Annotated in this window: 19 protein-coding genes; 9 read left to right on the top strand and 10 right to left on the bottom strand. The window is 61.1% G+C overall.

The window, feature by feature from the left end; all coding sequences use genetic code 11:
• From IAG25_RS17195 to IAG25_RS17185, 3 genes are all read left to right on the top strand, one after another.
• Entirely contained in the window at positions 1-1,956 is a 1,956-nt protein-coding gene (locus IAG25_RS17195; RefSeq protein WP_187605921.1) for a glycosyltransferase, read from the top strand.
• Positions 1,957-2,078: 122 nt separating this feature from the next.
• Complete coding sequence (locus tag IAG25_RS17190; RefSeq protein ID WP_187605920.1) at positions 2,079-3,128, top strand: polysaccharide pyruvyl transferase family protein; 1,050 nt, start codon at positions 2,079-2,081, stop codon at positions 3,126-3,128.
• Positions 3,129-3,483: 355 nt separating this feature from the next.
• Positions 3,484-5,133, top strand: a complete 1,650-nt coding sequence (locus IAG25_RS17185) for a hypothetical protein (RefSeq protein ID WP_187605919.1) — start codon at positions 3,484-3,486, stop codon at positions 5,131-5,133.
• 311 nt (positions 5,134-5,444) lie between these two features.
• Here IAG25_RS17185 and IAG25_RS17180 read toward each other — a convergent pair whose 3' ends face one another.
• The 3 genes from IAG25_RS17180 to IAG25_RS17170 form a co-directional block, all read right to left on the bottom strand.
• A complete protein-coding gene (locus IAG25_RS17180) occupies positions 5,445-6,644 on the bottom strand; it encodes an acyltransferase family protein (RefSeq protein WP_187605918.1) in 1,200 nt (399 codons plus the stop codon).
• Between the two features lie 265 nt (positions 6,645-6,909).
• On the bottom strand, positions 6,910-8,040 hold the full coding sequence (locus IAG25_RS17175; RefSeq protein WP_187606131.1) for an AGE family epimerase/isomerase: 1,131 nt from the start codon (positions 8,038-8,040) through the stop codon (positions 6,910-6,912).
• Positions 8,041-8,332: 292 nt separating this feature from the next.
• A complete protein-coding gene (locus IAG25_RS17170) occupies positions 8,333-9,364 on the bottom strand; it encodes an FkbM family methyltransferase (RefSeq protein WP_187605917.1) in 1,032 nt (343 codons plus the stop codon).
• A gap of 926 nt (positions 9,365-10,290) precedes the next feature.
• On the opposite strand from IAG25_RS17170, the gene IAG25_RS17165 reads away from it, so the two are divergent.
• Complete coding sequence (locus IAG25_RS17165) at positions 10,291-10,689, top strand: GtrA family protein (RefSeq protein WP_187605916.1); 399 nt, start codon at positions 10,291-10,293, stop codon at positions 10,687-10,689.
• Position 10,690: 1 nt separating this feature from the next.
• Here the strand turns inward: IAG25_RS17165 and IAG25_RS17160 are convergent, their stop codons facing one another.
• From IAG25_RS17160 to IAG25_RS17150, 3 genes are read right to left on the bottom strand one after another with little or no spacing between them, the layout of a single operon-like run.
• Positions 10,691-11,431 (bottom strand): SDR family oxidoreductase, encoded by a 741-nt coding sequence (locus IAG25_RS17160; RefSeq protein ID WP_187605915.1) that lies wholly within the window; start codon positions 11,429-11,431, stop codon positions 10,691-10,693.
• Entirely contained in the window at positions 11,428-12,744 is a 1,317-nt protein-coding gene (locus tag IAG25_RS17155; RefSeq protein ID WP_187605914.1) for an FAD-binding protein, read from the bottom strand. Before IAG25_RS17155 ends, IAG25_RS17160 begins: the two co-directional genes overlap by 4 nt.
• Positions 12,745-12,747: 3 nt before the next feature.
• Entirely contained in the window at positions 12,748-14,169 is a 1,422-nt protein-coding gene (locus IAG25_RS17150) for a UbiA family prenyltransferase (protein WP_187605913.1), read from the bottom strand.
• Positions 14,170-14,415: 246 nt separating this feature from the next.
• Between IAG25_RS17150 and IAG25_RS17145 the strand changes: the two genes are divergently transcribed.
• The 5 genes from IAG25_RS17145 to IAG25_RS17125 all read left to right on the top strand — a co-directional run bounded on the left by IAG25_RS17145 (position 14,416) and on the right by IAG25_RS17125 (position 20,445).
• On the top strand, positions 14,416-15,240 hold the full coding sequence (locus IAG25_RS17145) for a glycosyltransferase family 2 protein (protein ID WP_187605912.1): 825 nt from the start codon (positions 14,416-14,418) through the stop codon (positions 15,238-15,240).
• Positions 15,237-16,211: a UDP-glucose 4-epimerase family protein gene (locus IAG25_RS17140; protein ID WP_187605911.1), complete on the top strand. Its 975-nt coding sequence runs from the start codon at positions 15,237-15,239 to the stop codon at positions 16,209-16,211. The genes IAG25_RS17145 and IAG25_RS17140 overlap by 4 nt, the downstream gene beginning before the upstream one ends.
• A 181-nt stretch (positions 16,212-16,392) precedes the next feature.
• A complete protein-coding gene (locus tag IAG25_RS17135; protein ID WP_187605910.1) occupies positions 16,393-17,418 on the top strand; it encodes an MraY family glycosyltransferase in 1,026 nt (341 codons plus the stop codon).
• A 12-nt stretch (positions 17,419-17,430) separates the two neighbouring features.
• Positions 17,431-19,329, top strand: coding sequence for a polysaccharide biosynthesis protein (locus IAG25_RS17130; RefSeq protein ID WP_187605909.1), 1,899 nt, complete (start codon positions 17,431-17,433; stop codon positions 19,327-19,329).
• 15 nt (positions 19,330-19,344) lie between these two features.
• Positions 19,345-20,445, top strand: a complete 1,101-nt coding sequence (locus tag IAG25_RS17125; RefSeq protein WP_187605908.1) for an ADP-heptose--LPS heptosyltransferase — start codon at positions 19,345-19,347, stop codon at positions 20,443-20,445.
• Here the strand turns inward: IAG25_RS17125 and IAG25_RS17120 are convergent.
• From IAG25_RS17120 to IAG25_RS17105, 4 genes are all read right to left on the bottom strand, one after another.
• Complete coding sequence (locus IAG25_RS17120) at positions 20,372-21,301, bottom strand: LysR family transcriptional regulator (RefSeq protein WP_187605907.1); 930 nt, start codon at positions 21,299-21,301, stop codon at positions 20,372-20,374. The genes IAG25_RS17125 and IAG25_RS17120 overlap by 74 nt on opposite strands.
• A gap of 113 nt (positions 21,302-21,414) precedes the next feature.
• Positions 21,415-22,002 (bottom strand): phosphatase PAP2 family protein, encoded by a 588-nt coding sequence (locus IAG25_RS17115; protein ID WP_187605906.1) that lies wholly within the window; start codon positions 22,000-22,002, stop codon positions 21,415-21,417.
• 46 nt (positions 22,003-22,048) lie between these two features.
• Positions 22,049-23,107, bottom strand: a complete 1,059-nt coding sequence (locus tag IAG25_RS17110) for a GlxA family transcriptional regulator (protein WP_187605905.1) — start codon at positions 23,105-23,107, stop codon at positions 22,049-22,051.
• A gap of 373 nt (positions 23,108-23,480) precedes the next feature.
• Positions 23,481-23,933 carry a GDP-mannose mannosyl hydrolase gene (locus IAG25_RS17105; protein WP_187605904.1) on the bottom strand — a complete coding sequence of 151 codons (453 nt, stop codon included), beginning with the start codon at positions 23,931-23,933 and terminating at the stop codon, positions 23,481-23,483.
• Positions 23,934-24,581: the final 648 nt, after the last annotated feature.

The raw sequence follows: 24,581 nt of genomic DNA, 5'->3' as shown, positions 1-24,581 counted from the left end.
ATGGCCGACACATTATTCAAGCGCGGCGTCCGGCGCGTCATCAGACAGGTCGCGTCGAGCCTTCGCACTCCAGCGGCGCCGTCCGTCCGAGAAGAAGCACTCGGTCGCGCACGCGCGACGTTGTCGGGCGTGCAGGGACGTTTCGACGATGCACATCCTATTACAGCGGACACGCTAGTCCGGGCCGCGAAAGAGTCGTCGATGATCGTCGCGGGCTTTACGCCATTTCCGAACGTGGCGATGCTTGTCGATGCGCTTCGGTTAGAACGCATTCACTTGGGCGAACTGGTTATTGTCGATGCCACCGCTGAAGAGCCTAGGCTCGTCGCGATTCGCGATCATCGGCTTGCATGGGGAAGACGTCTGCCCTTGACCCGTATTGTCGTCGTGCCGTACGCGCGTCAGGAATTCCGATTCGCCGATGCGATGAACGAGGGCATGCGATATGCGAGCGGCAAGTACATCTGGATTGCTGGCCGCGACCTCGTGCCGGTTCAGGGGTGCTTCGAGTATTTGCTCAAGGCTATGCTCGCGCGAGGCGAGAAGGCGGTCGTGATCAGCGAATTGTTTGGACCCGACGGCCAGCGCATGGAAACGAACCTGCCTTCAGCCGCGACCAGCGGACGGCCGCTTCCGGGCGCGACGCAGTCGCTGGACGTCAGGCTATATCCTTCGTCGGTGTCGCCGCACAACGACCTCGCTGCCGATTTCGCGGAATCGGCTCCGCCGGTCTCAAACTTCATTCGCGGCCTCTTCGGCGGGCCACGCTCATTGATTGCAGATAAGTCAAACGGAGTGTTCGACCCGCGTTTCATCACGAACATCGCTGTCGCCGATTACTCATTGCGGCTTGCCGAGGGTCAGGTAAATATCTATCGGGCGCCGGCGGCTGCGTGGTCCCAACGGGGCGAACCCACCGATGCGGGGGCGCCGTGGGAAGCGCTGCACGACTGGCGCTGGCTGATCGATCGACGGGCGGAGCACGCGAAGTCGGAACGGATCGAACTTGTGTGTCCGTTCCATCGTGGTGATGTCGTGCTCGCGACTCAGGTGGCCGCCCATGCGGTCGGATTGGGCAAGCTTGTTCGGTTGCACGTTGCGCGCGGCTTGATGTCGTGGGTGCGTGATTTCGCGCCCGACCTTCCGTTAGAAGCGGTGGATGTTCCGATCGCGTCAGCTGAAGACACTTATCCGCTTCTGCTCCAGGCATATCACGCGGTGTCACAGCGTCCCGACGCATCTCCCCTGATCGCGCGCTGCCATCCGTCGAGAAGCTTGTCGGAAACGGGGCTGAACCTGGTCGAATACATGCTCGAAGAGGTCGGGTTGCCTCTCGATACGCTGCTGGGCAATATCGAGCCGCTGTCGACGGACGAACAACGGCGCGTGGCCGACGAACTGATGCGCGAATTTGGGTCGAACGTCATGTTCGTGCACCCTTTTGGCGGGTGGAGTTTGAAGTCCATTCCGCCGCATATCCTGCAAGAGTTCGCGCAGCACGTTCACGAGCACGGGTTCAAGCTGGTTCAGATCGGCGGTGCGCAGGACCGACGGCTGGAGTGTTGCGACGGTGCGATTCTGCAGAATTTCCTCCCCTCGCAGTGGCGTGAGATTCTCGCTCGAGGCAGTGCCCTGTCCGGCGTCGACTCCTGGACCGCTCATTTCGGTGCGATTCTTGATATCCCGCAGATATCGTTTTTTGGATCGACGCACCCGAAACATGTCAGTACGAAGCGATTCTTTGCGAAGCAAACGCGGCCTAACCTGGTATTAGGGCCAGTGGTGAACTGTTCGCCCTGCAACTCTCTGACTTGCATCTCGTTTCCTGATCGGGACTATTGCACCGGATACGCGATCGACGCAGACGCGCTGCATCAGTTTCTATCGGCGCTCGGGTGCTCGGGCGCGCAGATGTGGGAGCGGCGAATCCCTAACGAAATGGTCTTTCGTAAATAGGCTGACGAGATGATTTATCGGTTTTCTGCGCGGCGACCGGAATGCCACTGCATCGCGCCAGCGCCATACTTGAAGGGTGGCATAATTTCGTCCACCTCGAAGTTCAGAATAGAGGAGCCTCAATGAAGCGCATGAACATTCTCGTGAGTTCTAGTCGCCAATGGAATCCTGGAGATGAGTTCATCCGCAAAGGCGTCGAGAGGCTATTGCAGAACATTCTGGGAACCGACCAGAACTGGCTGCTATGGAACCGCAATCCCGACCTGTTCATTGACCGTTGGATCGATCGTCGGATGCGAACGGATTTCCTCACAAATTCAATGCGCGATCCCTCGCTTGACGTGGTCGATCTCGTCGTTTTCGCCGGTACCCCGGAATGGTTCGGCCAACCCGTCGAACGAATTTACCGCTGCCTGTTGACGCATCCGGACGTTCCGGTCCTAGTGTTGGGAGCAGGTTCGGGCACTGATATGCCGCAACTCGCGCCTTATGAGGTCGAGGTGCTCGATCGCAGTAATGTCTTCATCACTACGCGAAGTCCTGACCTCGCTGAGTGCCTGAATGCTCAGCTATCGACGCCAAAAGCAATCCCGCTGCCGTGCCCGGCGTTCTACAGTGCCGATGAGTCTCAAGGATGGGTCATGCGCCACCGTGTCGGAGTGATCGTGCAGAGCTCGGGGGCGCCGAATCAAAGCATTGGGGAAGAACTGGTACAGGGCCTGATCACTGAGTTGCGGAAGGCTGAGGGCAGAATCGAATTGGATATCATCAGTCTCTATATCGACGAGCATATGCGTTTCTCACGCCTCGGCCTGAAGCATCCGTGCATGTACAGTTATGAGCCCGATCACTTTCTGGCTCAGTTCTCGAAGTATTCGACCATTATCTCGACTCGGCTGCATGGAGCGATAGCAGGGCTATCTGCTGGTGTTCCTTCCATTCTGCTGGCGGAAGAGAACAACTTCAGATTGCGGAGCACACAGAAGCCGTTCAATGATTTCCTGCCGATTCATAGCGTGAGAGAGGCTTTCGGGCTCGCGGCCGAGACGTCGGCAGAGCAGTGTCGCCAGAAAGCAATGGATCTTCGATCATTCCGGACCAACGCGTTCAATGATCTCAAGGGAAGAGTGAAGGCGTTCATCGCCGATTTCATGCCTGAAGAGTCGGCGTGACCAGATCACTCGGCAATGGGCGGTTTGGCGCATGCAGATGGATCGATGCGATGTTGCGCTTCGCATGAAAGTCGGAATGCCGAAAGCGCTTAAAGGAGCGAGTCGGAGCCGAATTCGAGGCGCCCGGTTCAGCGGAAATCTAGCTGAAAAGGGCGGGGATGCCTTGAAAGTGTCGAGTGCACCGCGCCCTTCTCGTACTTCAAGCGCACTTCTGCGAGGTTGAGATTTCGCGCCGGTCGCTTAGCGAACCGCATCGTGACTGACGTCCTTTCAGACGTGCGGACCAGTTTCAGTCAGGCTGTCTCGGCAGCGTGTTCTTAATCTTCATCCTTGTGCAGGGAGGCATTCAAGCATCATGAGTATCCTTGACGCGATTCCGGTCGTTGCCGAGTTTTCCGCCTCCGATAGCCACAGCACCGAACAGTGGTGTACTGGGCTTCATTCAGGCAACATCGGCGATGTTATTTACTCATTGCCGACCTGTCAGATGCTCGGAGTCAATCACGTGATTCTCAACGTGTGTGCTGATCCGGCTTTCGGCGGGCGGGTGCTCAATGAGCAAGCCGCGAAGGCACTCGCACCTTTGCTGCTCGCGCAGGAATTTATTCGGCGCGTATCGATTATCAAATCCGGTGTTCCTTGGGAATATGCCGATCCGGCGCAACTTGGCGTCGACTACATCCTGGATTCGTTTCGGGCAAGCTTTACCAATCCCAGGCTGCATCTTTTGTACGCTCATGGTGTGCCGTTCAACCTGATGGTCGATGGCGCGAAACCCTGGGTCACGTTGGGCTCGGACGATGACCAGACACCAGCGAAGACGCAGCCGTACATCGTCGTTGGCCTGACGAGCCGCTATCGCCGTTACGACCACGCGTACTACGAGTACCTTTTCCGCAATGTACCGCCGGAACGGGTTTTCTTCGTCGGAGTAGGGCATGATCAAATCGAGCGGAGAAACATTGGAGGCACGGCGTTCCAGACGAAGAGCTTTCTCGATCTCGCGAGACTTCTGCAGAATGCCGCTTTGTTCATCGGGAATCCTTCGTTCGCGTATGCGTTGGCCGAAGGGCTCAAGCTGAATCGCATCGTCGAGGTTCCGGAAGAAAACAATGTGTACCCACTGGACGGATCAGGCTCGCTGCTTCACATGTTGGCGCCTGAAGCAGTGCGAGCGAAGATTTTCAACGCTCTGCAACTGAAGGATTGCTCCAATGCCTCAGCGCCGACCCTGCTGACGGGGTACACGCTGGCAAACATGCAGCATGCGCAGCTTTACTTCGATACCGGTCCAGGATTCAATGAGACGGAGTCGATCCCCAAGCCAGTTTTCAGAGGCGCCAATCGCTACGCGTTCGATGGTTTTCCAGAAGGTGCCAGCGTTCGGTGTTTACGATTTGATCCGGTCAACGATCACGTCATCGCGCGGGTCAATAGCATTAAACTGTCAGGCAAAGCCGGCGAAGCGAGTCTCAGTGCCACTCCGTCAAATGCATTGTGCGTAAACGATGGACAATATTGTTTCGCCAATGACGACCCGCAGTATTCGATCGACGTACCCGAGCAGTTTCGGAACGGTATCGAGCAGATCGTCATTGATATGGAAGTGATTGCGATTGGCACGGACGAAGTTGCGAGGGCACTGTATCCACGTCAAATCGAATCTCTCGTTGCGCGCCAGAGACAACTGGACGCAGACAAAGATGCGATGGCAATCGCCAATCAGCGGTTGCTGACGGAGCAAAGACGACTGACCGCGGAGAGAGACAGTCTGGTGGCGGGTCGGGACCAATTGCTGGCTGAGAAAAATCAATTGTCGGTACAACGAGATCGACTGACAGCGGAGCGAGATCAGCTGTCGGTACAACGAGATCGACTGACAGCGGAGCGAGAACAGTTAGCGGCGCAGCGAGCGGCATCGGACGAGCAATGGAATCAGCTGCTGAAGAGCCGTTCCTGGCGCATAACCGCTCCGTTACGCTGGCTGTCCCGGCGCCGCACATAGATTTGGAGGGAGCAGCGGTACGCATTTGCAGGAGCTTGATTCATCTGTGATGCACCCGCGAAGTTGAAGTCGCTTCAGCGGGTGGCTCGGATCGGTCGCTAGTCGCTTTACATCGTGCAGACTGCGGGCGGGTCCGTCGAGCTGTCCAGCCGAACCACCGTGCTCAGCCGCGCAGTCAGCAGCGCTAAATCTGGAGGGGGTCATCACCGCCGCTGAAAGTTCGTCGACGGGATGCCTACTCTCGCTCGATGGTCAATAATGGATATCTTGACGGGGCGGTTCTAAGAGTGCTGCGTCATGAGAGCGATTGATCAGCGAAGCCCGAAACGGCGTAGGAGCGAGGTCTTGACATGCATGCTCGTTGGGATCCCGAACTTCATGAAGCGATGCTCAATATGCCGATAAGTGATCGCGGAGCAAATAACGGTAAGCGCGCCAATCGCCGCAGTGATACACCAATATGTTTCCAATCTCAGCGACGCAATCGGAACGAAATGGTTCGCGAGTCGGAAAACGAGATACAGGATGATGTTATGAATCAGGTACGCGCTGTAGCTAATTGCGCCGAGCACTCGCGCAGGTCGACAAGTCAGTGCTCCGAACAGCGTGTTGCCACTCGCAATGATCAAGAATGCCAGGAAGAATAGCGGCGCCTGGTGAGGATCATAAGCGGTTTGAGCGGTCCTGGAGATCACGAACAGCAACGCAACGAGAGCAACAGATCCCATAGAGCCAGCCAATATCTTCCCGATCGAGGGAAGGTAGTAAATGACGTTTGCCGTCAGTGCTCCGTAAATGAAGTACCACTCGACATTACTGGATGAATGCCAGTAAATAAGTAACGCGCATACGCCGATAACAATGAAGGAAGCGAAGCCGCTTGCAAAGAAAATCAGTATTGGAAAAATCAGGTAAAACTTCCATTCGTATACAAGTGACCAATACACCGTATTGATTAAAGGCGTGTCAGAATATCCGTTGACAGCGGGCGTGCCCGGGAAAGTGAAAAGCAGCCAAGCAGAACAGTCTTTTGCGAACTGGGAGAGTGGAACGTGCAGGCTAAAGTGCGTCAGAGCACAAGCTACAAAGACTACGATAAAGGCAGAGGCCATGTACATTGGCACTATGCGCTGAATCCGTGACCAGAAGAACCGCCGCAGATTGAGCCGTCCTTTGAGCGTCAAAGCCCGATGCCAAAAGAGCAGCGATGTCACCATAAAAAACATGGCGACTCCGCCTTGTCCTGACAGAGTTGCTATGCGCGACGGTGGCGTTGACCATTGCCCGACGGAGTAGAAGAAGTAGTTCACCACGCAGTGGTGCAGCAGCACGAAAATGGCGAGAAAACCGCGAAGTCCGTCGATCGAATGGAATCGATTGGCTGCCTGTTCGCGGTCCACCAGTCGGGAATAGAATTCCGAGTGCCTTTCAATGAACCACGCCAACATCATGAGCACGGCGACGATAAGGAAACTGGGGGCGACGAGGTTGGCTAGGCCGGCTAATGGCATGGATATTTCGTGAGGAGAAGAGAAGTACGTTCTCTGAATGGCATGCTGCGCGATGATCCTACCGATGTTTGATTCTTCGCGACGTCGGTTACTGCTGCGGCCGGAATCGCGCCGTCGAACGTATCGAGAGCCTTCGATCTCGTTCCGAATCCGGATATCGAACTAGACGGCGACCGGCTCGCCCACGGACTGCCGTCCCTCGATGCGAATGCGTTCGTCGGCGCCGTCTGGCAATCACGCCACATATGAAGGCGCTGGGCGAGCTTCAGCGGGGCAGCGAGGCGTAGGCCGTGGCAAGATGGTACGCTGTGGTCGAAGGCATATCGGCGCGCGAGACGGCGCCATCTTCGGAACGACTTTCCACCCATCCTCGCGCGTGTAGGAATCGTCTTCGGTAGCGTTCGATTTGCGCGCCGAGCACATCGGCGGCGACGCCACGCGTCGCGAGTGCGCGCAAGTACTCGGTCTGCGCCCAAATGCGCTGGGTGCTGTCGATTACGCTGCCTGACTCATCGAGCGCGGCATAGACTGCGCCCGAGCGTTCGTCCACGCCATGCCGCTCCGCAAAGTCGAATGCGCGTGCGAGCCGCCGGTCCAGACCCGCCGACACGAACGCCGGATTATCGCTTCCCATGCACAGGAAAAACCATTCGAACTGGTGACCAGGCTCGATCCGATTGTCCATTGAGCCGATCGGTAATTCGGCGATGCAGCCCGTGGCCTCGTCGACGAACGTGCGTGCGACGCTTCGCAAAAGCGCGGCCAAGCGGACGTCGTAGGTCGAGTCGCCGGTCGCCTCGCGCGCCGCCAGCCATGCTTCCGCCAGGTGCATGAGGGGATTCTGCAGCGGTCCGGTTTGCGTCGCGCTGAAGTCCTCGGAAACCTCGGCGTTGAGCAGTCCATCGCCAGTGGCGAAGCGTGCTTCGATGAGCTTCGCAGTCTCATCGACTAAATCGAATGCCGCCTTGGTGCCTGAGATTCTCGCGTAATGCGCACAGGCGAACACGACGAACGCATGTGTATAGAGATCTTTCTGGCGCTCGAGCGGCGCGCCGTTTTCATCGACGCTGTAGAACCACCCACCGTTTTGCCCATCGTAGAAGTAGCGCCGCAACGATGCGAAGAGCGTTGCAGCATGCGTCAGATCTCCGATCTCGGAAAATACGAAGAGCTGTCGCGCACATGCCATCGCACGATAGCGTTTGGGCGGCAGTGGCATGTGATCCTCTGATGAGATGGCTTCGAACGGCAGACCCATCGCGGCATTGAAGCCAGCGTGACGCCATATCGGCAGCACGACGTTCAGATAGTGTGCACGTATCTCGGCGATGCCTGACTCAGACAACGATTGCGTGCTGCACGGGTGCTCGGTAAGGTAGGTGATTGGATTCTGCATGGATGAAGCGTTATCGTGAACTGACGGCTGCAGCACGGTCACGGGATTCAGTGGCGACCGCAAATGCGAAAGGCCACAAGGATAGCAAACCGCGCGAAGCCACATGGCGGCTTTGAAGGACGCTGCCTTGTCAGGGAAAGGAAATCATTTGTAGCTGAGCATTTGTTGGCCGTTACACTGGGATCCGAACGCCGTTCGATTACGGCCGTCTCACGCCGATGCCGGGTGATTCGATTCATCGATAAACGAGGGTCGACACCGGAATCGCAACTGCCACGGATTCATTGACGCGTCAGGCAGTAACGCACTTTTCCTCAAGCTCTGGCTCGGGGAGCGCGCCAAGGCAGCCAAGGAAGAAATCGGGCACGTCGGGCCTACATCGCATGTCAAATTCGCTAGGAAAGATGCGGTGACAAAGTGTGAATTGGTGATCTGCACGGCGAACGTATGTAAGCTCCATCGTGTCGGGCATCATGACACCACCGACGATTCCAATGTACCCATGGTTGTTTGCATGCACATGGACAGGCTGGTGCGTCCGGTAGAGCTTCTCAAGGACGCGAGCGATTCTCGTCTGCCGCTCAGGCCCGCCTAGTACGAGCATGTGCACTTCGAGAACAATCTGCGAGAACTGAAGCTGCGTCGACTCGCTCATCGACTCGAACGTCTCCCATTCGAATCCCTCGATGTCCATTTTGAGGATCAGGTCCTCGCGGCCTGTGTGTCCGTTTGCTTCAATCAGACCGTCCAGGCGATCCAGTAGGCCGTCATCTGTCGGTTTTGCTGCGATGCCCTTTTTGGACCAATGAAAGTTGGGATGCTCGACGGGAAGCCTGGAAATAGTGTGATCGTATTGATAGATGTGACACCCGATCGCTGCCATGTCGAGATCCCACGAAACGTCGTCATTGATGCCCAGTGAATAGGCGACAACGTTGTGAAGGTTGTGATCGACCATCATGTATCCGCCGTCGTGGGGACGACCTTTTCGGATCAGTTGCCTCCCCACGACGTCCATAGGGCGCATGAGCGACCACATTCGACGCGCGGTATCTCCCATACTGGGGTCGGCGCTTCCAAAAAGAAGAGGGTACGGTCCGCCCTCCCGTTCGACGAGCGACTTTGTGAGCGCCGCGTTCCTATCACGTAGTTCGGCAACTTGTGAAGTATCGGCTTCACACCTTTTTGTCAGTTCTCGAACATGCTGCTCCAAAGCGCATTGGGCGCTGCGCAGGCCGTCACGCTCGGCGGTGGTTTGCGCCAGTAGTTCAAGAACTTTCCGCACTCTCGGGATGCGTCGATGAATTCCGAAAGGGATTCGCATATGGATGCTCTCTCGTTGTGTCGCCGATCCATCTACTTTAAACCCAAATTTGTCTTCGTCCGCGCCGATTGCTCGTATTGGGGCACCCACCGCGCCCTCGGGAAGGAGGCGACGGTAGAAGTTGCTTGTCCTACGAATTTGAAGTCTTGTGCTTCCCACGTTGCAACTATTCGATGATATATGAAAGTCGCTTCAAGCGATCAAAGGCGCGTGCTGACGTCGGGGGCATAGGAGTCTGGACGCCGGTCCAGTGAATGTTTTGGGGGCTGACTACATCCGAAGGCCGCGGCGTTGCTCACTTCCGTAAGATGATTCATCGAATGGGTCTGGTCGGACGAAATTTGGATCGGTCCATTTAAGCATTCGAGCGCTTGCCACATGCGGACGTGTCGACGAATTCGCCTGCTACATCGGTTCATACGTCGGGTTATGTTTGCTCCTGCTGGCGTCGTTGGAACAATGAAAAGGTTCGCACCATTCATCGAGAGTTAGCAGCCCCTTCGTTCATTCTGTTAAGGGTTCTAAGTGCGTCCGCATACGGGAATTATTCAGCTCGGGTTACTTCGCTGGCCTTTACTGATCAGTTCGATCGATCGCTTCGCGAGGCATCTCGAGTGAAGGGGGAAACCTTGCGCATCATCAGACGGCTGCATCGACGTACATTATTTCCGCTGTTCCAAACGGTGCTCAACGTGGTAATGCATTCGACTGCCGCACGCGCCGCTGACGCATATGCGGGAACAATGGCCGCAGATTCATTGATCTGGTCTCGTAGCTGGCAGATAACGTTTTGGCCGTCACGAAAGGACTTGGACTCGACAAGAATGTATATTGCTCCGGTCCCAACATCGAACTACCTTTCCCTTCGGCTCGGGTCATCGTGCGAGAAGTGAGGCGCGTTCAAATAGCTATCCCGGTCCCTGACCATGCAACTCGCCCTGCTCTACACCTTCTTCGCCGCCATCGCGACTGCCGCCAACATCGGCGCGCAGGACCTCACCACGCGCCTCTACACTGGCCCGTGGCACATCCTGCTCTCGGTATTCATCGGCACGGGCGTCGGTCTCGTCGTGAAATACGTGCTCGACAAGAAATGGATCTTCCGCTTCAAGGCCGAAAGCGCGCGCCACGACGCGACCATGTTCACGCTTTACGTGACGATGGGCCTCGTCACGACCGCAATCTTCTGGGGCGTGGAATTCGGCTTCAACCACATTTTCGGAACGGCGGAGGCGCGCTACATCGGTGCGTGCATCGGCTTGGCGATCGGCTACGTGATCAAGTACCGCCTCGACAAGCGCTACGTCTTCCGCACCTTCGCCTGACCTAAAGCGAAGCCCGCTTAAACACAAAACGAGGCACATTGCGAATGATCAGCATGATGCCCCACCAGAACCACGGCGTATAAAGCACGTCCTTCTTCCTCTCGATCCCGCGCACGATATCCTTCGCGACCTTCTCCGGCGTCGCGACGAGCGGTCCCGGCAGCGGCAGACCCGCGGTCATCGGCGTGGCGACGAAGCCGGGCTTGATATCGACCACATGCACGCCCACCTTGAAAAGCCGCGCGCGCAAGCCTTCGAGAAACGCCTGTAGCGCGGCCTTCGCGCTGCCATAAAGATAGTTCGACGGCCGCCCGCGATCGCCCGCCACCGACGAAATCACCGCGAGCGTGCCATGCCGCTGCGCTTCGAGCCGATTGGCGATCGGCGTGAGCAGCGCGATAAGCGAGAGCGCATTGGTATGAAACTCCCGCACCGCGACGGCAGGATCGCTCTGGCAAGCGGCCTGATCCGGCAGCGTACCCGACGCGACCAGCACGATATCGATCGAATCCATCTTTGCGGCGCAGTCGGCGAGCATCGCGGCGTGATCGTCGAGCTTGTCGATATCGAGCCGATGCACAGTCGCCGAAGCAGCGCCGCGCGCGGTCAGATCGGCGGCGACCTGCTCCATGCGCTCCTGATTGCGCGCGACGAGAAAGAAGCGCGCGCCTTTGGTCGCCCATTCGCGCGCGCAGGCGATGGCAATGGCGGACGTGGCGCCCACGATGACGATGTTCTTCATAGGCCGGTCATTCGTTTCCAGAAATGCGACAGCATCGTCGGATCGCGGAGCGATTCGAGTTGCTGCCATCGAGGATAGGCGGCGCGAAAATCGGCGCCCGACATGTGCGCGTCCTTGGCCGGATAGATGCGTCCGCCGGCTTCGCGCACGATCGTGTCGAGCGCGCCGAAGAGTGACGAGTTGCGCATTTCGTGCTGCGGAAAGTCGAGCGCGAGCGAGGTGCCTTCCATCGGAAACGACAATAGTCCCGGCGATGAAATGTCTCCGCAACGCTTGAGCACCGCGAGAAACGAACCCGTGCCGCTCGATGAAATGCGATCGAGCATCGCGCGGACCGCATCGCGCGCGCTCGCCGCCGGCACGACGCACTGATACTGCTGAAATCCCGACGGCCCGTAGATGCGATTCCATTCGAGCAGGCTGTCGAGCGGATAGAAATATCCGTCATAGCCGACGCGCGAAAGCTCGATCGGCTTGCGCTGCTTGCGGTAATACAGTTCGTTGAACGCGCGCAGCGTGAGGCCGTTGATGAGCGACACGGGCGGCGTGAACGGCACGCGGCGCTTGTTGCGTTCCTCGACATCGAGCGAGCCGTGAATCGCATGATCGCCCGCCATGAAAATGCCGCGTCCGAGCGCAGGCCCGCGGCTCGCGCAATCGACCCACGCGACGCAGTATTCATGCTTCGCGTCGTACTCCTCCGATAGATCGAAGAACTCGTCGAGCTTGCCGAAGCGGATGCTCGTCACGTCGATGAGACTCGTGCGAATCGGCATCAACGAGAACTCGGCCCACAGGATGAGACCGGTGAGCCCGAGGCCGCCGATCGTCGCGCTGAAGAGTTCGGTGTTCGATTCGGGCGAGCATTCGACCAGCGTGCCGTCGCTGCGCGCGAGGCCGAACGCGCGCACATGCCGCCCGAACGTGCCGCGCACGTGATGGTTCTTGCCGTGCACGTCGTTGGCGATGGCGCCGCCCAGCGTCACGTACTTGGTGCCCGGCGTGACCGGCAGCATCCAGCCGCGCGGCACCGCGATCGCGAGAATCTGCTCGAACGTGATGCCTGGCTCCGCGCGCACGATTCCGCGCGTCCAGTCGGCGCTGATGATGCGATCGAGCGCGAGCGTCTGGAACACATGATTCGAACTGGCGAGGCAGACGTCGCCGTAACTGCGGCCATTGCCGAATGCGAGCGTCGTGCCGTGCGCGCTCTGCACGTCGTGCCAGCGCGTCTGCGCTTCGTCGCGCCAGTGCGCGGCGTGCGCCGTCTGCGGCAGATGCGGGTAGCGGCCCCAGGAGAGCAGATCGCTCATGGGTCAGATCGCGAGCCAGAACGCGACGCCGCACAGCGCGACGACGAGCAGGCTCATGCGATCGCGCGCCGCGAACACGATCGGATCGTCGTTCATTCTGCCGCGATGCGTGATGACCCATGTCCGGCTGAACCAGTAGAGCATCAGCGGACAAACCATCCAGATGAATTGCGGATGCCGGTAAAGCATCGTGGTGCGCTCGTCCTGGATATACAGCGCGAGCACGAGCACCGAGATATAGCCCGACGACGTCCCGAGCGACGACACGATCGAGAGATCGCTTGCCAGATAGCCGCGCCCGCGGGCGCTGTCGCGGCCGGCCTTCATCATCGCGTGAAGCTCGGTGTAGCGCTTCACGAGCGCGAGGCTCAGGAACGCGAACATCGAAAAAGCCAGCAGCCAGAAAGTAAGCGGCACGTGGATCGCCGCGGCCCCGGCGACGATGCGCGTCGTGTAGAGCGCGGCGAGCACGACGACATCGATCATCACCTGACGCTTGAGCGCGAGCGAATAGGCGAGCGTCAGCACGTAGTAGCCGATCAGGGCCGCGTTGAACTTCCACGACAGGAACGTGAGCGCGATCGAGAACGCGGCGGCGAGCAGGACAGGGCAGAGCGCCACGCCCCACGCGAGCGGCATCGTGCCGGCGGCGAGCGGGCGCTTGCGCTTCACCGGATGCTGGCGGTCGTCCTGCAGATCGAGCAGATCGTTGAGCAGATACACGCTCGACGCGCACAGGCCGAACGCGAAGAACGCGAGCACCGCGAAGCCGATCGCAGTCGGCGACTTCAACTGATGCCCTGCCAGCAGCGGTACGAAAATCAGCACGTTCTTCAGCCACTGATGCAGACGCAACGACTTCGCCCAGACCCTGAGCGTCGGCTGGCGATTCTCGAAAACCTGTTCGATGTTGTCGTGTTTCGACGCCGCGCGCATCACGCCCGCGTGCGGATTGACCACGTACGCGCGATCGGCGGCGGCCCAGACGGCGATGTCGTCGTGCGAATTGCCGACATAGTCGAAACCCTTCTCGCCATACTCCGCGACGAGCCGGTCGCGCTTGCGATGCGAGGAAAGGTTCACGTGCTCGTCGGTGGCGAACACGCGATCGAAGATGCCGAGATGCTCCGCGATCCGCTGCGCGAACGTCTCATGGCTCGCCGTGGCGAGCGCGATCGTGCGGCCCGCGGCGCGCATCTCCCGCAGCCAGTTCACGACCTGCGTGTTGTAGGGTAGCGTCGTGACGTCGATGCTCACATGTTCAGCGAGCCGCGACTTCAGTGCGGGCTTGCCGCCACTCGAGAGCCATTGCAGCGGCTTATAGAATCTCTGCGGAAACGATCTCAGGAAGGCGAATCCGCTCTCGACGAGAATGTCGGAGTGGATCAGCGTTCCGTCCAGATCGACGACAATGGGCTTGTTCATACAATTCACGTCAGGTGATCGGTTAAGCCCACAGCGCGTCCAGTCCGAAACAAACGAAAGACGCGGCAGAATCCATCACGTGCTCGCGGAATTTAGCACAATCTGTAACAAGAAAAATTCGACTTGCCTCGCTGTGTGTCATGCCGCGCGGTTGCCGAAAACACCCACATTGAGCACAATCTTGGCGTCTTCCACTCGTCGATGCGGTCCGTTTTCCTTTCGTGGCGCGGACACCCCCTCTGTCCGATGAACGCGAACGCATCACCGATCACCCTCAGCATCTCCATCGTCGTCTACCGGCCCGATACCGCGCTGCTCGCACGCACCATCGAAACGCTCGAAAGCGCGCTCGCGCAGTTGCACGACGTCGCCGGGCGCCCGTGTCTGTATCTGATCGACAACGGCAATCCAGGCGAACTCGCCGATCTGCCGACCCCGTCCGATGCCGAATTCGACACCGTGGTGCTGAAAGGGCACGGGAACGTCGGCTACGGGCGCGGCCACAATCTCGCGATTGCGCGCGCCAACAGCCGCTATCACCTGATCCTGAACCCCGACGTCGAACTCAATGCGGACGGCCTGCGCCGCGCGCTCGCCTTCCTGCGCGATTCGCCCGAAACGGGCCTGCTCGCGCCGTGGATCGGCGGTGACGACGGCCGTCAGCAGTTTCTCTGCCGCCGCTATCCGACCGTGCTCGATCTCTTCGTGCGCGGCTTCCTGCCGTCCGCGCTGCGCAAACCGTTCGCGGGACGCCTCGCGCGCTACGAGATGCGCGATGTCATCGGCGAGACGAACATCGTGTGGGATCCGCCGATCGTGAGCGGCTGCTTCATGCTCTTTCGCACCGACGTGCTCGAATCGCTCGGCGGCTTCGATCCGCGCTATTTTCTCTATTTCGAGGACTACGACCTGAGCCTGCGCACGCGCCGCGTCGCGCGCATCGCCTATGTGCCGTCGGTGCGCATCCTGCATCACGGCGGCGGCGCGGCGAAGAAGGGCTCCGTGCACATCAAGCTCTTCGTCACGTCGGCGTACCGGTTTTTCAACCGCTTCGGCTGGAAGTGGCTGTGAGCGATACCGGCCGACGTATCGCGATCACCGGCGCCAACGGCTTCGTCGGCCGTGCGGTGAGCCGTGGGCTGCTCGCGCGCGGCATCGGCGCGACAGGACTCGTGCGGCATGACGCGCAGTGCGAGCCGGGCGTCGACATCCGGCATATCGACAGCCTCGAATCGATCGCGCCCGACGCGTTCGCTGGCTGCGATGCGGTGATTCACCTCGCCGCGCGCGTTCATGTGATGACCGACGCTGCGCACAAGAACGCCGAGGCGCTGCTGAACGCGTACCGCGCGACCAATGTCGAGGGCACCCTCGCCGCCGCCGAAGCCGCGCGGCGCGCGGGCGTCACGCGTTTCGTGTTGATGAGCAGCATCAAGGCGCTCGGCGAATGCGATCCGGGCCGCCCGTTCACCGAGGACGACGAGCGCAATCCGCCCGATGCCTATGGCGTCTCGAAGGCGGAAGCCGAAGTGACACTGCTCGAATTCGGCAGCCGTACGGGACTGGAGGTCGCGATCGTGCGGCCGCCGCTCGTCTACGGTCCCGGCGTGCGCGCCAACTTCCTCGCGATGATGCGCGCGATCGCACGCGGCATGCCGTTGCCGCTCGGCGCGATCGATGCGCGCCGCAGTCTCGTCTCCGTCGACAATCTGGCGAGCGCGACCATCGAATGCGCGCTCAATCCGGCCGCCGCTGGACGCCTGTTCCATGTGACCGACGGCTACGATCCGAGCGTCGCCGAACTCGCGCGCAAGCTCGGCGAGCATCTCGGCAAGCCCGCGCGGCTCGTGCCGGTGCCGGCCGGACTCTTGCGCGGCGTCGCGCGCGTTGCCGGCAAGACTGCGCAGATCGATCGGCTGACCGGCAGCCTGCGGGTCGATTCGCGCCGCATCCGCGACACGCTCGGCTGGAACGCGCCGCAAACGCTCGACGAAGGCCTGGCCGCCACGGCCGCGTGGTTTCGTTCGACGCGCGGGCGATAACCGGTCTCGCGCCGCCGAAAAGGCCAGCCGCGAACGTTAAAATACGCGCTGCTTCGACGCAGGCATTGCAAGACGCCTGACAGATATCGTCGAGGCGATTTTCCTTATTTTTCATATATTTAAAACTAAAACCCGGCGGTCGTTCGCGTATGCTTCGGGGTCGATAACTCAATAACATTGCATGCTGCATTCGTATTTTGAAGCTTCGCCGCTGCTGGCCGCGATGGCGGTGGCGGTATTGGCCTTCGCCGCGTGCGCGCTGATTCTGCGGACGCTCATTCGCACCGGCCTCGCGTGGCGGCTCGCCACCGATATCCCCAACGAACGCTCGTTGCACGAACGGCCCACGCCGCGCGTCGGCGGCTGGGGCATCGTGCCGGTCGCCGTGGTCGCGCTCATCGTCGCGGCGCCGTCGATGTGGCTGGTCGCGGCCTGCGCCGTCTTTCTCGCCGCCGTATCGCAGATCGACGATCGCCGCGGGCTGCCCGCGCGCGTGCGGTTCGCGGCGCACATCGTCGCGGTGGCGCTCGTCATCGTCGTGCATCCGGCGGACGTGCCGTGGTGGGCGCTCGCGCTCGTCGGCTTTCTGATGCTGTGGCTGGTGAATCTCTACAACTTCATGGACGGCTCGGACGGACTCGCGGGCGGCATGGCGCTGTTCGGCTTCGGCGGCTACGCGCTCGCGGCGCTCGCCGGACCCGCGCCGCAAGCCGATCTCGGCCTCGCGAGCCTCGCTATCGCAGGCGCGGCGGCCGGATTCCTGACCCTCAATTTCCATCCGGCCCGGATTTTTCTGGGCGATGCCGGGTCTATTCCGTTAGGGTTTCTCGCGGGCGCGCTCGGTTATTGGGGCTGGCAACGAGGCGCATGGCCGGTCTGGTTTCCGGCGCTCGTGTTTTCGCCGTTCATCGCGGACGCCACAGTCACGCTGTTGCGCCGCCTCGCGCGCGGCGAAAAATTTTGGCAGGCCCACCGGGAGCATTACTATCAGCGCATGGTGCGCCTCGGATTGGGGCATGCGCGCACCGCAATCACGTGGTATCTGCTCATGCTGGCGGGCATAATGCTCGCAAACTGGGCGCTGCGGTTCTCTTTCGCGGGGCAGTGGGCGGCAGTTGCGGGCTGGGCAGTCGTGGTTGTGGCAGCGGGCGCGGTGGTCGACGCGCATTGGCGGCGTCATGAGGCCCGCCATTCCGGACAATCTTGAGGGTCCAAGCTGATGAATCGAATAAAAGCTACATGGCTATCGGCGGGGGCGTTCGGCTTCGATCTCGTGGCCGTCGTCGGATCCTGGCTCATTGCATATCTGTTGCGCTTCAACGGCGCGATTCCCCATGACTTCCGCCAGGGCGCGCTCGCCGCGCTCGTCTGGGTCGTGCCGGTCTACGCCGTCGTGTTCCGCGTCTTCGGCCTTTATCGCGGCATGTGGGTGTTCGCGAGCCTGCCCGATCTGATGCGCATCTCCAAGTCCATCATCGTGGGCGCGCTCGTCGTGATGGTGGGCGCGGTGATGTCGCAGCCGATTCCGATCATTCCCCGCTCGGTGCTCATCGTTTCGCCGCTCCTGCTCTTCCTGTCGATGGGCGGCGCGCGCGCTCTCTATCGCGCGGGCAAGGAGTTCTATCTGTACGGCGGCCTCGTCGGGCAGGGCAAGCCCGTGATCGTGCTCGGCGCGGGCACGGCGGGCGCGATGCTCGCGCGCGAACTGGCGCGTTCCAGCGAATGGCGCCTGGTCGGCCTGCTCGACGACGATCCCGCCAAGCGCGGACGCGAAGTGCTCGGCCACAAGGTGCTCGGTTCGTTCAGCGAGCTGCCACGCTTCGCCGAGCAGTTCAAGACGGATTACGTGATCATCGCGATTCCGTCGGCGTCGGTCGAGGAACAGCGGCGCGTCGCCACGCTGTGCGTGCGCGCCGGGGTCAAGGTGATGGTGCTGCCCGCGCTCAGCCAGCTGACGGCGGGCGAGGGCAACTTCCTGTCGCGCGTGCGCCAGATCGACCTCGAAGACCTGCTCGGCCGCGAGCCGGTGAAGATCGACATGCCGCACGTCGAACAACTGCTGCACGGACGCGTCGTGATGGTGACAGGCGCGGGCGGTTCGATCGGCTCGGAACTGTGTCGTCAGATTCTGCGTTTCTCGCCCGCGCAACTGGTCGCCTATGATCTTTCCGAGTACGCGATGTATCGCCTCATCGAGGAACTGCACGAGCGTTTTCCGGAATGCTCGGTGATTCCGGTCGTCGGCGACGCGAAGGACTCGCTGCTGCTCGATCAGACGATGGCGCGCTTCACGCCGCACATCGTGTTCCACGCGGCCGCGTACAAGCACGTCCCGCTGATGGAAGAGCAGAACGCGTGGCAGGCGGTGCGCAACAACGTGCTCGGCACGCTGCGCGTCGCGCGCGCGGCGATGCGCCACGACGTGCGCCACTTCGTGCTGATCTCCACCGACAAGGCCGTCAACCCGACCAACGTGATGGGCGCGAGCAAGCGTCTCGCCGAAATGACGTGTCAGGCGTTGCAGCAATCCGCGCCGCGCACGCAGTTCGAGACGGTGCGCTTCGGCAACGTGCTCGGCAGCGCGGGCAGCGTGATTCCGAAGTTCCAGCAACAGATCTCGAAAGGCGGCCCGGTGACCGTCACGCATCCGGAAATCACGCGCTTCTTCATGACGATCCCGGAAGCCGCGCAACTCGTGTTGCAGGCGTCGAGCATGGGGCGCGGCGGCGAAATCTTCATTCTCGACATGGGCCAGCCCGTGAAGATCGTCGATCTCGCGCGCGACCTGATTCGTCTCTACGGTTTCTCGGAAGAGCAGATCCGCATCGTGTTCACGGGCCTGCGTCCCGGCGAGAAGCTCTACGAGGAACTGCTCGCCGACGACGAAACCACCACGCGCACGCCGCATCCGAAACTGCGCATCGCGCAGGCGCGTGGCGTGCCGAACGATTTCATCGACGCGTTGCTGCCGTGGCTCATGCAGCATCGCGTGCTCTCCGACGAGGAAGTACGCCGCGACCTGCGCCGCTGGGTGCCGGAGTATCAGACGGCGACGCTGCCCGTCCTGCAGAGCGTCACGGCCGTGCCGACGGCGCGCGAGCGCGGCGCGGCGGGCTGACGCGCACGGTCACGCATGACGACGCTCGACGATGTTCATGCGCTGACCCACGCGGGCTCGCTGTTGTCGCCGGGCGGCGAGATCGTCGCACCGTACGATCTAGAAGTCGCGCACGCCGACGCATCCGGTTTTGCGGACCTGCCCGCCGATATTTTGAACGCGGGCCGAGAAGCCTTCGATGCGGACTACGCGCGTGCGCGCCACGTGCACCTCGTCAACGCATTCGGCGTCACGCTCGGCGATTCCGTCATCGGGCTATCGGCGCTCTTCGCGGTGAAGCGCCGTCATCCGCATCTTCGGTTCACGATCTATCGTCCGGCGCGCGCGCCGCGCTACGTTCAGCGTCTCTACGCGCTCGCCGCGCCGGGGTTCGGCGATATCGTCGATCTGCCCGTGCCGCTCGCGAGCCTGCCCGCGAACGGACTCAGGATCGACATCGGCAATCAGCTTTTCTGGCCGCGCTTCGCTTCGATGCCGATGATCGATTTCTTCCTGTGGGCGATGGGTGTCGCGCCCGAGAACATCGCCGCTGGCGACAAGCGCAATCGGTGGCTTGCCGATGTGCCGCTGAGAGCCATCGAGAGCGAGCCCTACGCGCTCTTCTGTCCGGACGCGAGCACGCCGGTGCGCAGCATTCCGGCGTCGGTGCGCGCGCGCATCGTCGCGCGGCTCGCGGACGAAACCGGCTTGCCGGTGCTGGGCTTCGGCGCGGTGGATCATCCGCGTTATCGGGATATCGCGCCGCTTTGCATCGACACGGACGATTTCCTCGCGTGGATCGGACACGCGCGCTATCTGGTCACGGCGGATTCGGCGGCGCTGCATATCGCGGCCGGCTTCGACGTTCCGACGACCGCGTTCTTCACGACGATTCCCGCCTTCATGCGCGCGCGGGATTACGCCAACTGCGTCGCGGTCGAATTCGCCTTGCCGCATCTGCAAGGCATTCACGCGAGCGCGCGCCCCGCCGATCTGGACGCGCTCCAACGCGCGTATCGCGACTACGACTGGCGCGCGATGCCGTTCGCGCGCGACGCATCGCTCAGTTCGAGTTCGGCTTGCCGCTCACCTGAAACGACGGCAGCCGCCCATACAGCTCCGCGACCCAGTCGATGAACACGCGCACGCGGCGCGGCTGATGGCGATTCGACGCATAGAGCACCGACACCACACGCGGATACGACGGATACTCTTTCAGCACTTCCCTGAGCGCGCCGCTTCTGATGAGCGGATCGAGCGTATAGCTCGAACTCTGGATCAGGCCGAGTCCCGTCACGCCCGCGGCGATGTACGAGTCGCCATCGTTCACGGCGATCTTGTGCTTCATCGCGACGATGCGCGTTTCGCCATCCACGACGAATTCCCAGTTGCGCACGCGGCCCGAGTTGTTGAGCACATAGCCGACGGCGAGGTGCTCCTCTAGGTCATCGAGCGACACCGGCTCGCCGTGCTTTTCGATGTATCCCGGCGACGCGCACGTGATCTGCGTATAAGCGCCGACGCGTTTCGCGACCAGCCCGACATCGCCGACCGCGCCTACGCGCACGACGCAATCGACCGCTTCCTCGACGAGATCGACTTGCCGGTCCGTGAGCAGCAACTCGACGCCGATATCCGGATACGCCGCGAAGAATTCCGGCAGCGCGGGAATGATCGTGTTCTTCGCCATCACCGTCGGCAGGCTTACTTTGACGTTGCCCTTGGGACTCAGCTTCGAGTGCGAGAGCGACGCTTCCATGTCGTCCACTTCGCCCAGCACGCGCACGCAGCGCTCGTAATAGGCTTCGCCGTCCTCGGTGATGCTGATGCTGCGCGTCGTGCGGTTGATGAGGCGCGCGCCGAGATGCGCTTCGAGCGCCTGGAGCGTGCGCGAGACGCTCGCGGGCGGCAGGCGCAGGGCGTCGGCGGCTTTGGAGAAACTGCCCGCCTCGACGACCCGCGCGAAGACTTTCATTGCAAGAAAGCGGTCCATGCTCGGGTTCCGGAAACGTGATCGCGCGCCGGCAAGGGCGCGCGCGAAAGGAGAGCGTGAGTTTTCAAGCGACGATCATACTTGGGATCGCCTCGACCGGACAGGCGATGAGATCAGATCCCGAGCCCCTGGCAGAGCCACCCCGAGTAGTGTTCGATCATGCGTTGAAACGGCGCGTGATGGCCGTAGGCGATCGACGACACGGCAAGCAGCCCGCAACCCGCGACGAGCGCGCGCGGCATCTTGCGCGGCTGATCGAAAACGCGCACGAGGAAGAGCGTGGCGATGATCGCACCGAGCACCCAGCCCGCGACGACTTCCGCGGGCGTGTGCGCGTCCTGCATGATGCGGCTCGCGCCGATCGCCGCCGCGAGCGCGAGTCCGCCCGCCGCGCCCAATCGATACCAGCCGCCGCCGAAGCCGCCGAGCAGCAGTCCGCCCGCGACCGTATAGATCGATGCGGCGAGCATCGTGTGGCCGCTGATCATGCGCAACTGGATCGCGGCGATTTCGAGGCCGCAGCCGGCGTAGAGAATCTTCGAGAGACCGACGAGCCCCATGCCGATCGCGAGCAGGATCGCCCAGCGCAACGCGAGACGCGCGTCCACGGTGCGCAGCCACAGCGCGCAGACGAGGGCGAGCGGGAGCAAGAAAGCCGCGTCGCCGAGATTCGAAAGTGTCCAGAGTACCTTTGATTCCATGCGTGTCCGTTAGAGGCAGGCTGGCTCGCGGGCTCGATCGAAAGCGCTACGAACCGTCGCCCAGTTTTCGGCGGCCGGCCAGCCGGTATTCGGTCGGCGATATCGACAGCCGTTTGCGGAAGATCTTCGCGAGGCCGTCGCCGCTGCCCGCGCCGCAACGCCGCGCGATCTTGTCGACGGGAAGATCGGTCGCGGCAAGCAACATGCAGCTCGCATCGAGGCGCGCGCGCAGCAGGTATTCCGATGGCGTGAGCCCGATCTGCGCCTTGAAGCGGCGCAGGAAATTGCGCTCGCTCATCGCGGCGACGCGTGCGGCGTCGGTGATCGAGATCGGCCGCACGTAGTTCTCGCGAATCCAGCGCGCGGCCGCATCGATCTTCTGGCGCACGCCGCCGGCTTCGGTATCGTCGAGAACGGTGGCGAGTTTTTGCCATGCGCCCGGGATCGAGCGCTCCGAGACTTCACGCGCGAGCGCGGCGCCGTGATCGCGCTTGATGATCGAAAGCGCCGCCGCGATCGGCCCTTTCGGATCGTCGAGGGTGAGCGTCTGCTCGGCGATGAAAAGCGGGTTCGACAACGCCGACGGAAGTGCGCGATGCCCGGACTCTCCGGTGAAATCGAGCGAGCGGTTCTGCACGGTGAGATTGGCGGCGGCGAGAATGTGTGCGCCTTCGCCGATCGCCTTGATGAACGGAATCTTCGGCGCGACGCGGCCAAGCCGTTTTTTCAGCACGACGTCGTTGCGCGCATGCCGGGCGCCGACGCCGCCTGCGATGAAGAGCGCGTCGCATTCGTTCGTCCAGCGCGTTTCGAGACCTTCTGTCCAGATGCGCATCGAGCAACTGCTCGCCACGCTGCCGCCTTCACTCGATAAAAACCGCAGCGAATAGTTCGGCGCTTCGGCGTGCTGGCCGGCGTCGGCGGGCACGCGAACCTGATTCGCGACCGAGAAGACCTCGGAGATCGAACTGACTTCGACGAGCGAAAAGTCCTCGAAGATCAGAATGCCGATCCGCTTCTCCGAGCTGGCCATATCGGCGGGCGGCGCGTCGGGCGCGACGCCGCGCACGACCTGAAGCCTGCCCGTACCATTGGCGTACACCATCGACTTCTCTCCGGTGCGGACTGGAGCCGGCGCTGTCACGCCTTGCCCGGGCCCGGTCCATGAAGGAACGTAAGTAACGGGAAAGTGAGCTTACATGGGTCGCACTATACGCGGCGCCTAACGGTCGCCGCGCCCCGAGTCCGAAATTGACGAACTGTTGGCAGATGATCTCGGTACGCGGGGAAGAGGCTCGCAGTCGGCCTGTCGTCTGACTAAATCGGACGGCGCGATTTGCGTTATCGCGCGCTCAAGAACGGACGCTCGCGTACCGTTATCAAGGGAAGCAGTAGATGATCGATGGTTCTTGGCGGTAGGGCGGGCGGCGCGCAGCAATGCGCGCCGTTTGTCCTTCAGCGCGCGCTTTCGATCCGGATCAGCGGAAGTAGGCCTTCGTGTACTCGTGCACGTCGTCGAGCGCGAGCAAGTCGTCGGGCAGGAGCCATCGATAGTCGCTGTGCTGATCGAACCGGCCGATCGGCACTTTGCCGCTCAGCGTCATCGTGTACGCGAGCACGATGTAATGCGTGCCGATTTCGTCGGCGCCCGCGAAGTTGTCGTCATACAGATGCTCGTACACGCCGAACAAACGCGAGGCCGAACGCTGCGCGCTCGCGACGCCGAGCTCGTTATGGACGATGCGCCTGAACGCGGCGTCGAGCGTTTCGTTCTTGGTGATGCGCCCGCCCGGCACGAACCACGTGCCCTGCGCCGGCCGGTTGCGCCGATGTCCCAGGAGAATGCGCCGGTTGCCGTCGGTGACGATCAGGTCGATCGCCACGAGCGGCGTAAGCCGCACCACCGTCAGGAAGTCCGCGTTGCTCAGCATCGTTGCTCCGTGTTAGCCGTCGTCGTGCGCAACGCAAACGATGCTGCCTGCGTCATCGCATGACCGTGCGCATGCGCACGCGCCGATGTGCTTCGTCCGAAGACGGGGAACATCGATTCTCAAGAGTGAAACAAGCAAGGCTGACGAGTTCGGCCATCACAGGTATTTCCATAAGCGGCAAACCTGACCGATCCGCAAGCCCGTTCGTCATGTCGAAATCGTCGCCGCGCGAATTGCGAACGTGCGCGCGAATTGGGCGGCATTCGACCGAAGAATGAAAAAGTTTGATTGGACGATTCAACAAATAGTGTCACAGCGTGCGCCGCCGCAAAAAGACTAGCCGATGGCGGACCGGGACAGTCCCCTGGTCCCGCGCGCACGCGGGTTCGACGCCGCCATTCGCATATTGCGGCACAGCATCCAGCCTCTTTTGAAAACACCGCATTATGCTCTTGAATAAAAATCGAAAGGGCTAATTTAAAATGGCTCGATTACCTGATATACGATTAATGGAAAATCAGCGCCATTCAACTGCCAATCCAATCGGACTTTTAAATAGGCGGCTGAAATATCTATTACATCCGGTTCCCAAATGTAACGGCAAACCCGAAATTTTCCGATTCACGCGGTACGAACGTCCGCTTTTTC

It is taken from the genome of Caballeronia sp. EK (genome assembly GCF_014384845.1).
Lineage (GTDB): Bacteria > Pseudomonadota > Gammaproteobacteria > Burkholderiales > Burkholderiaceae > Caballeronia > Caballeronia jiangsuensis.
The sequence above is the reverse complement of the archived record's forward strand: the minus strand, read 5'-3'. Positions and strand labels throughout refer to the sequence as shown.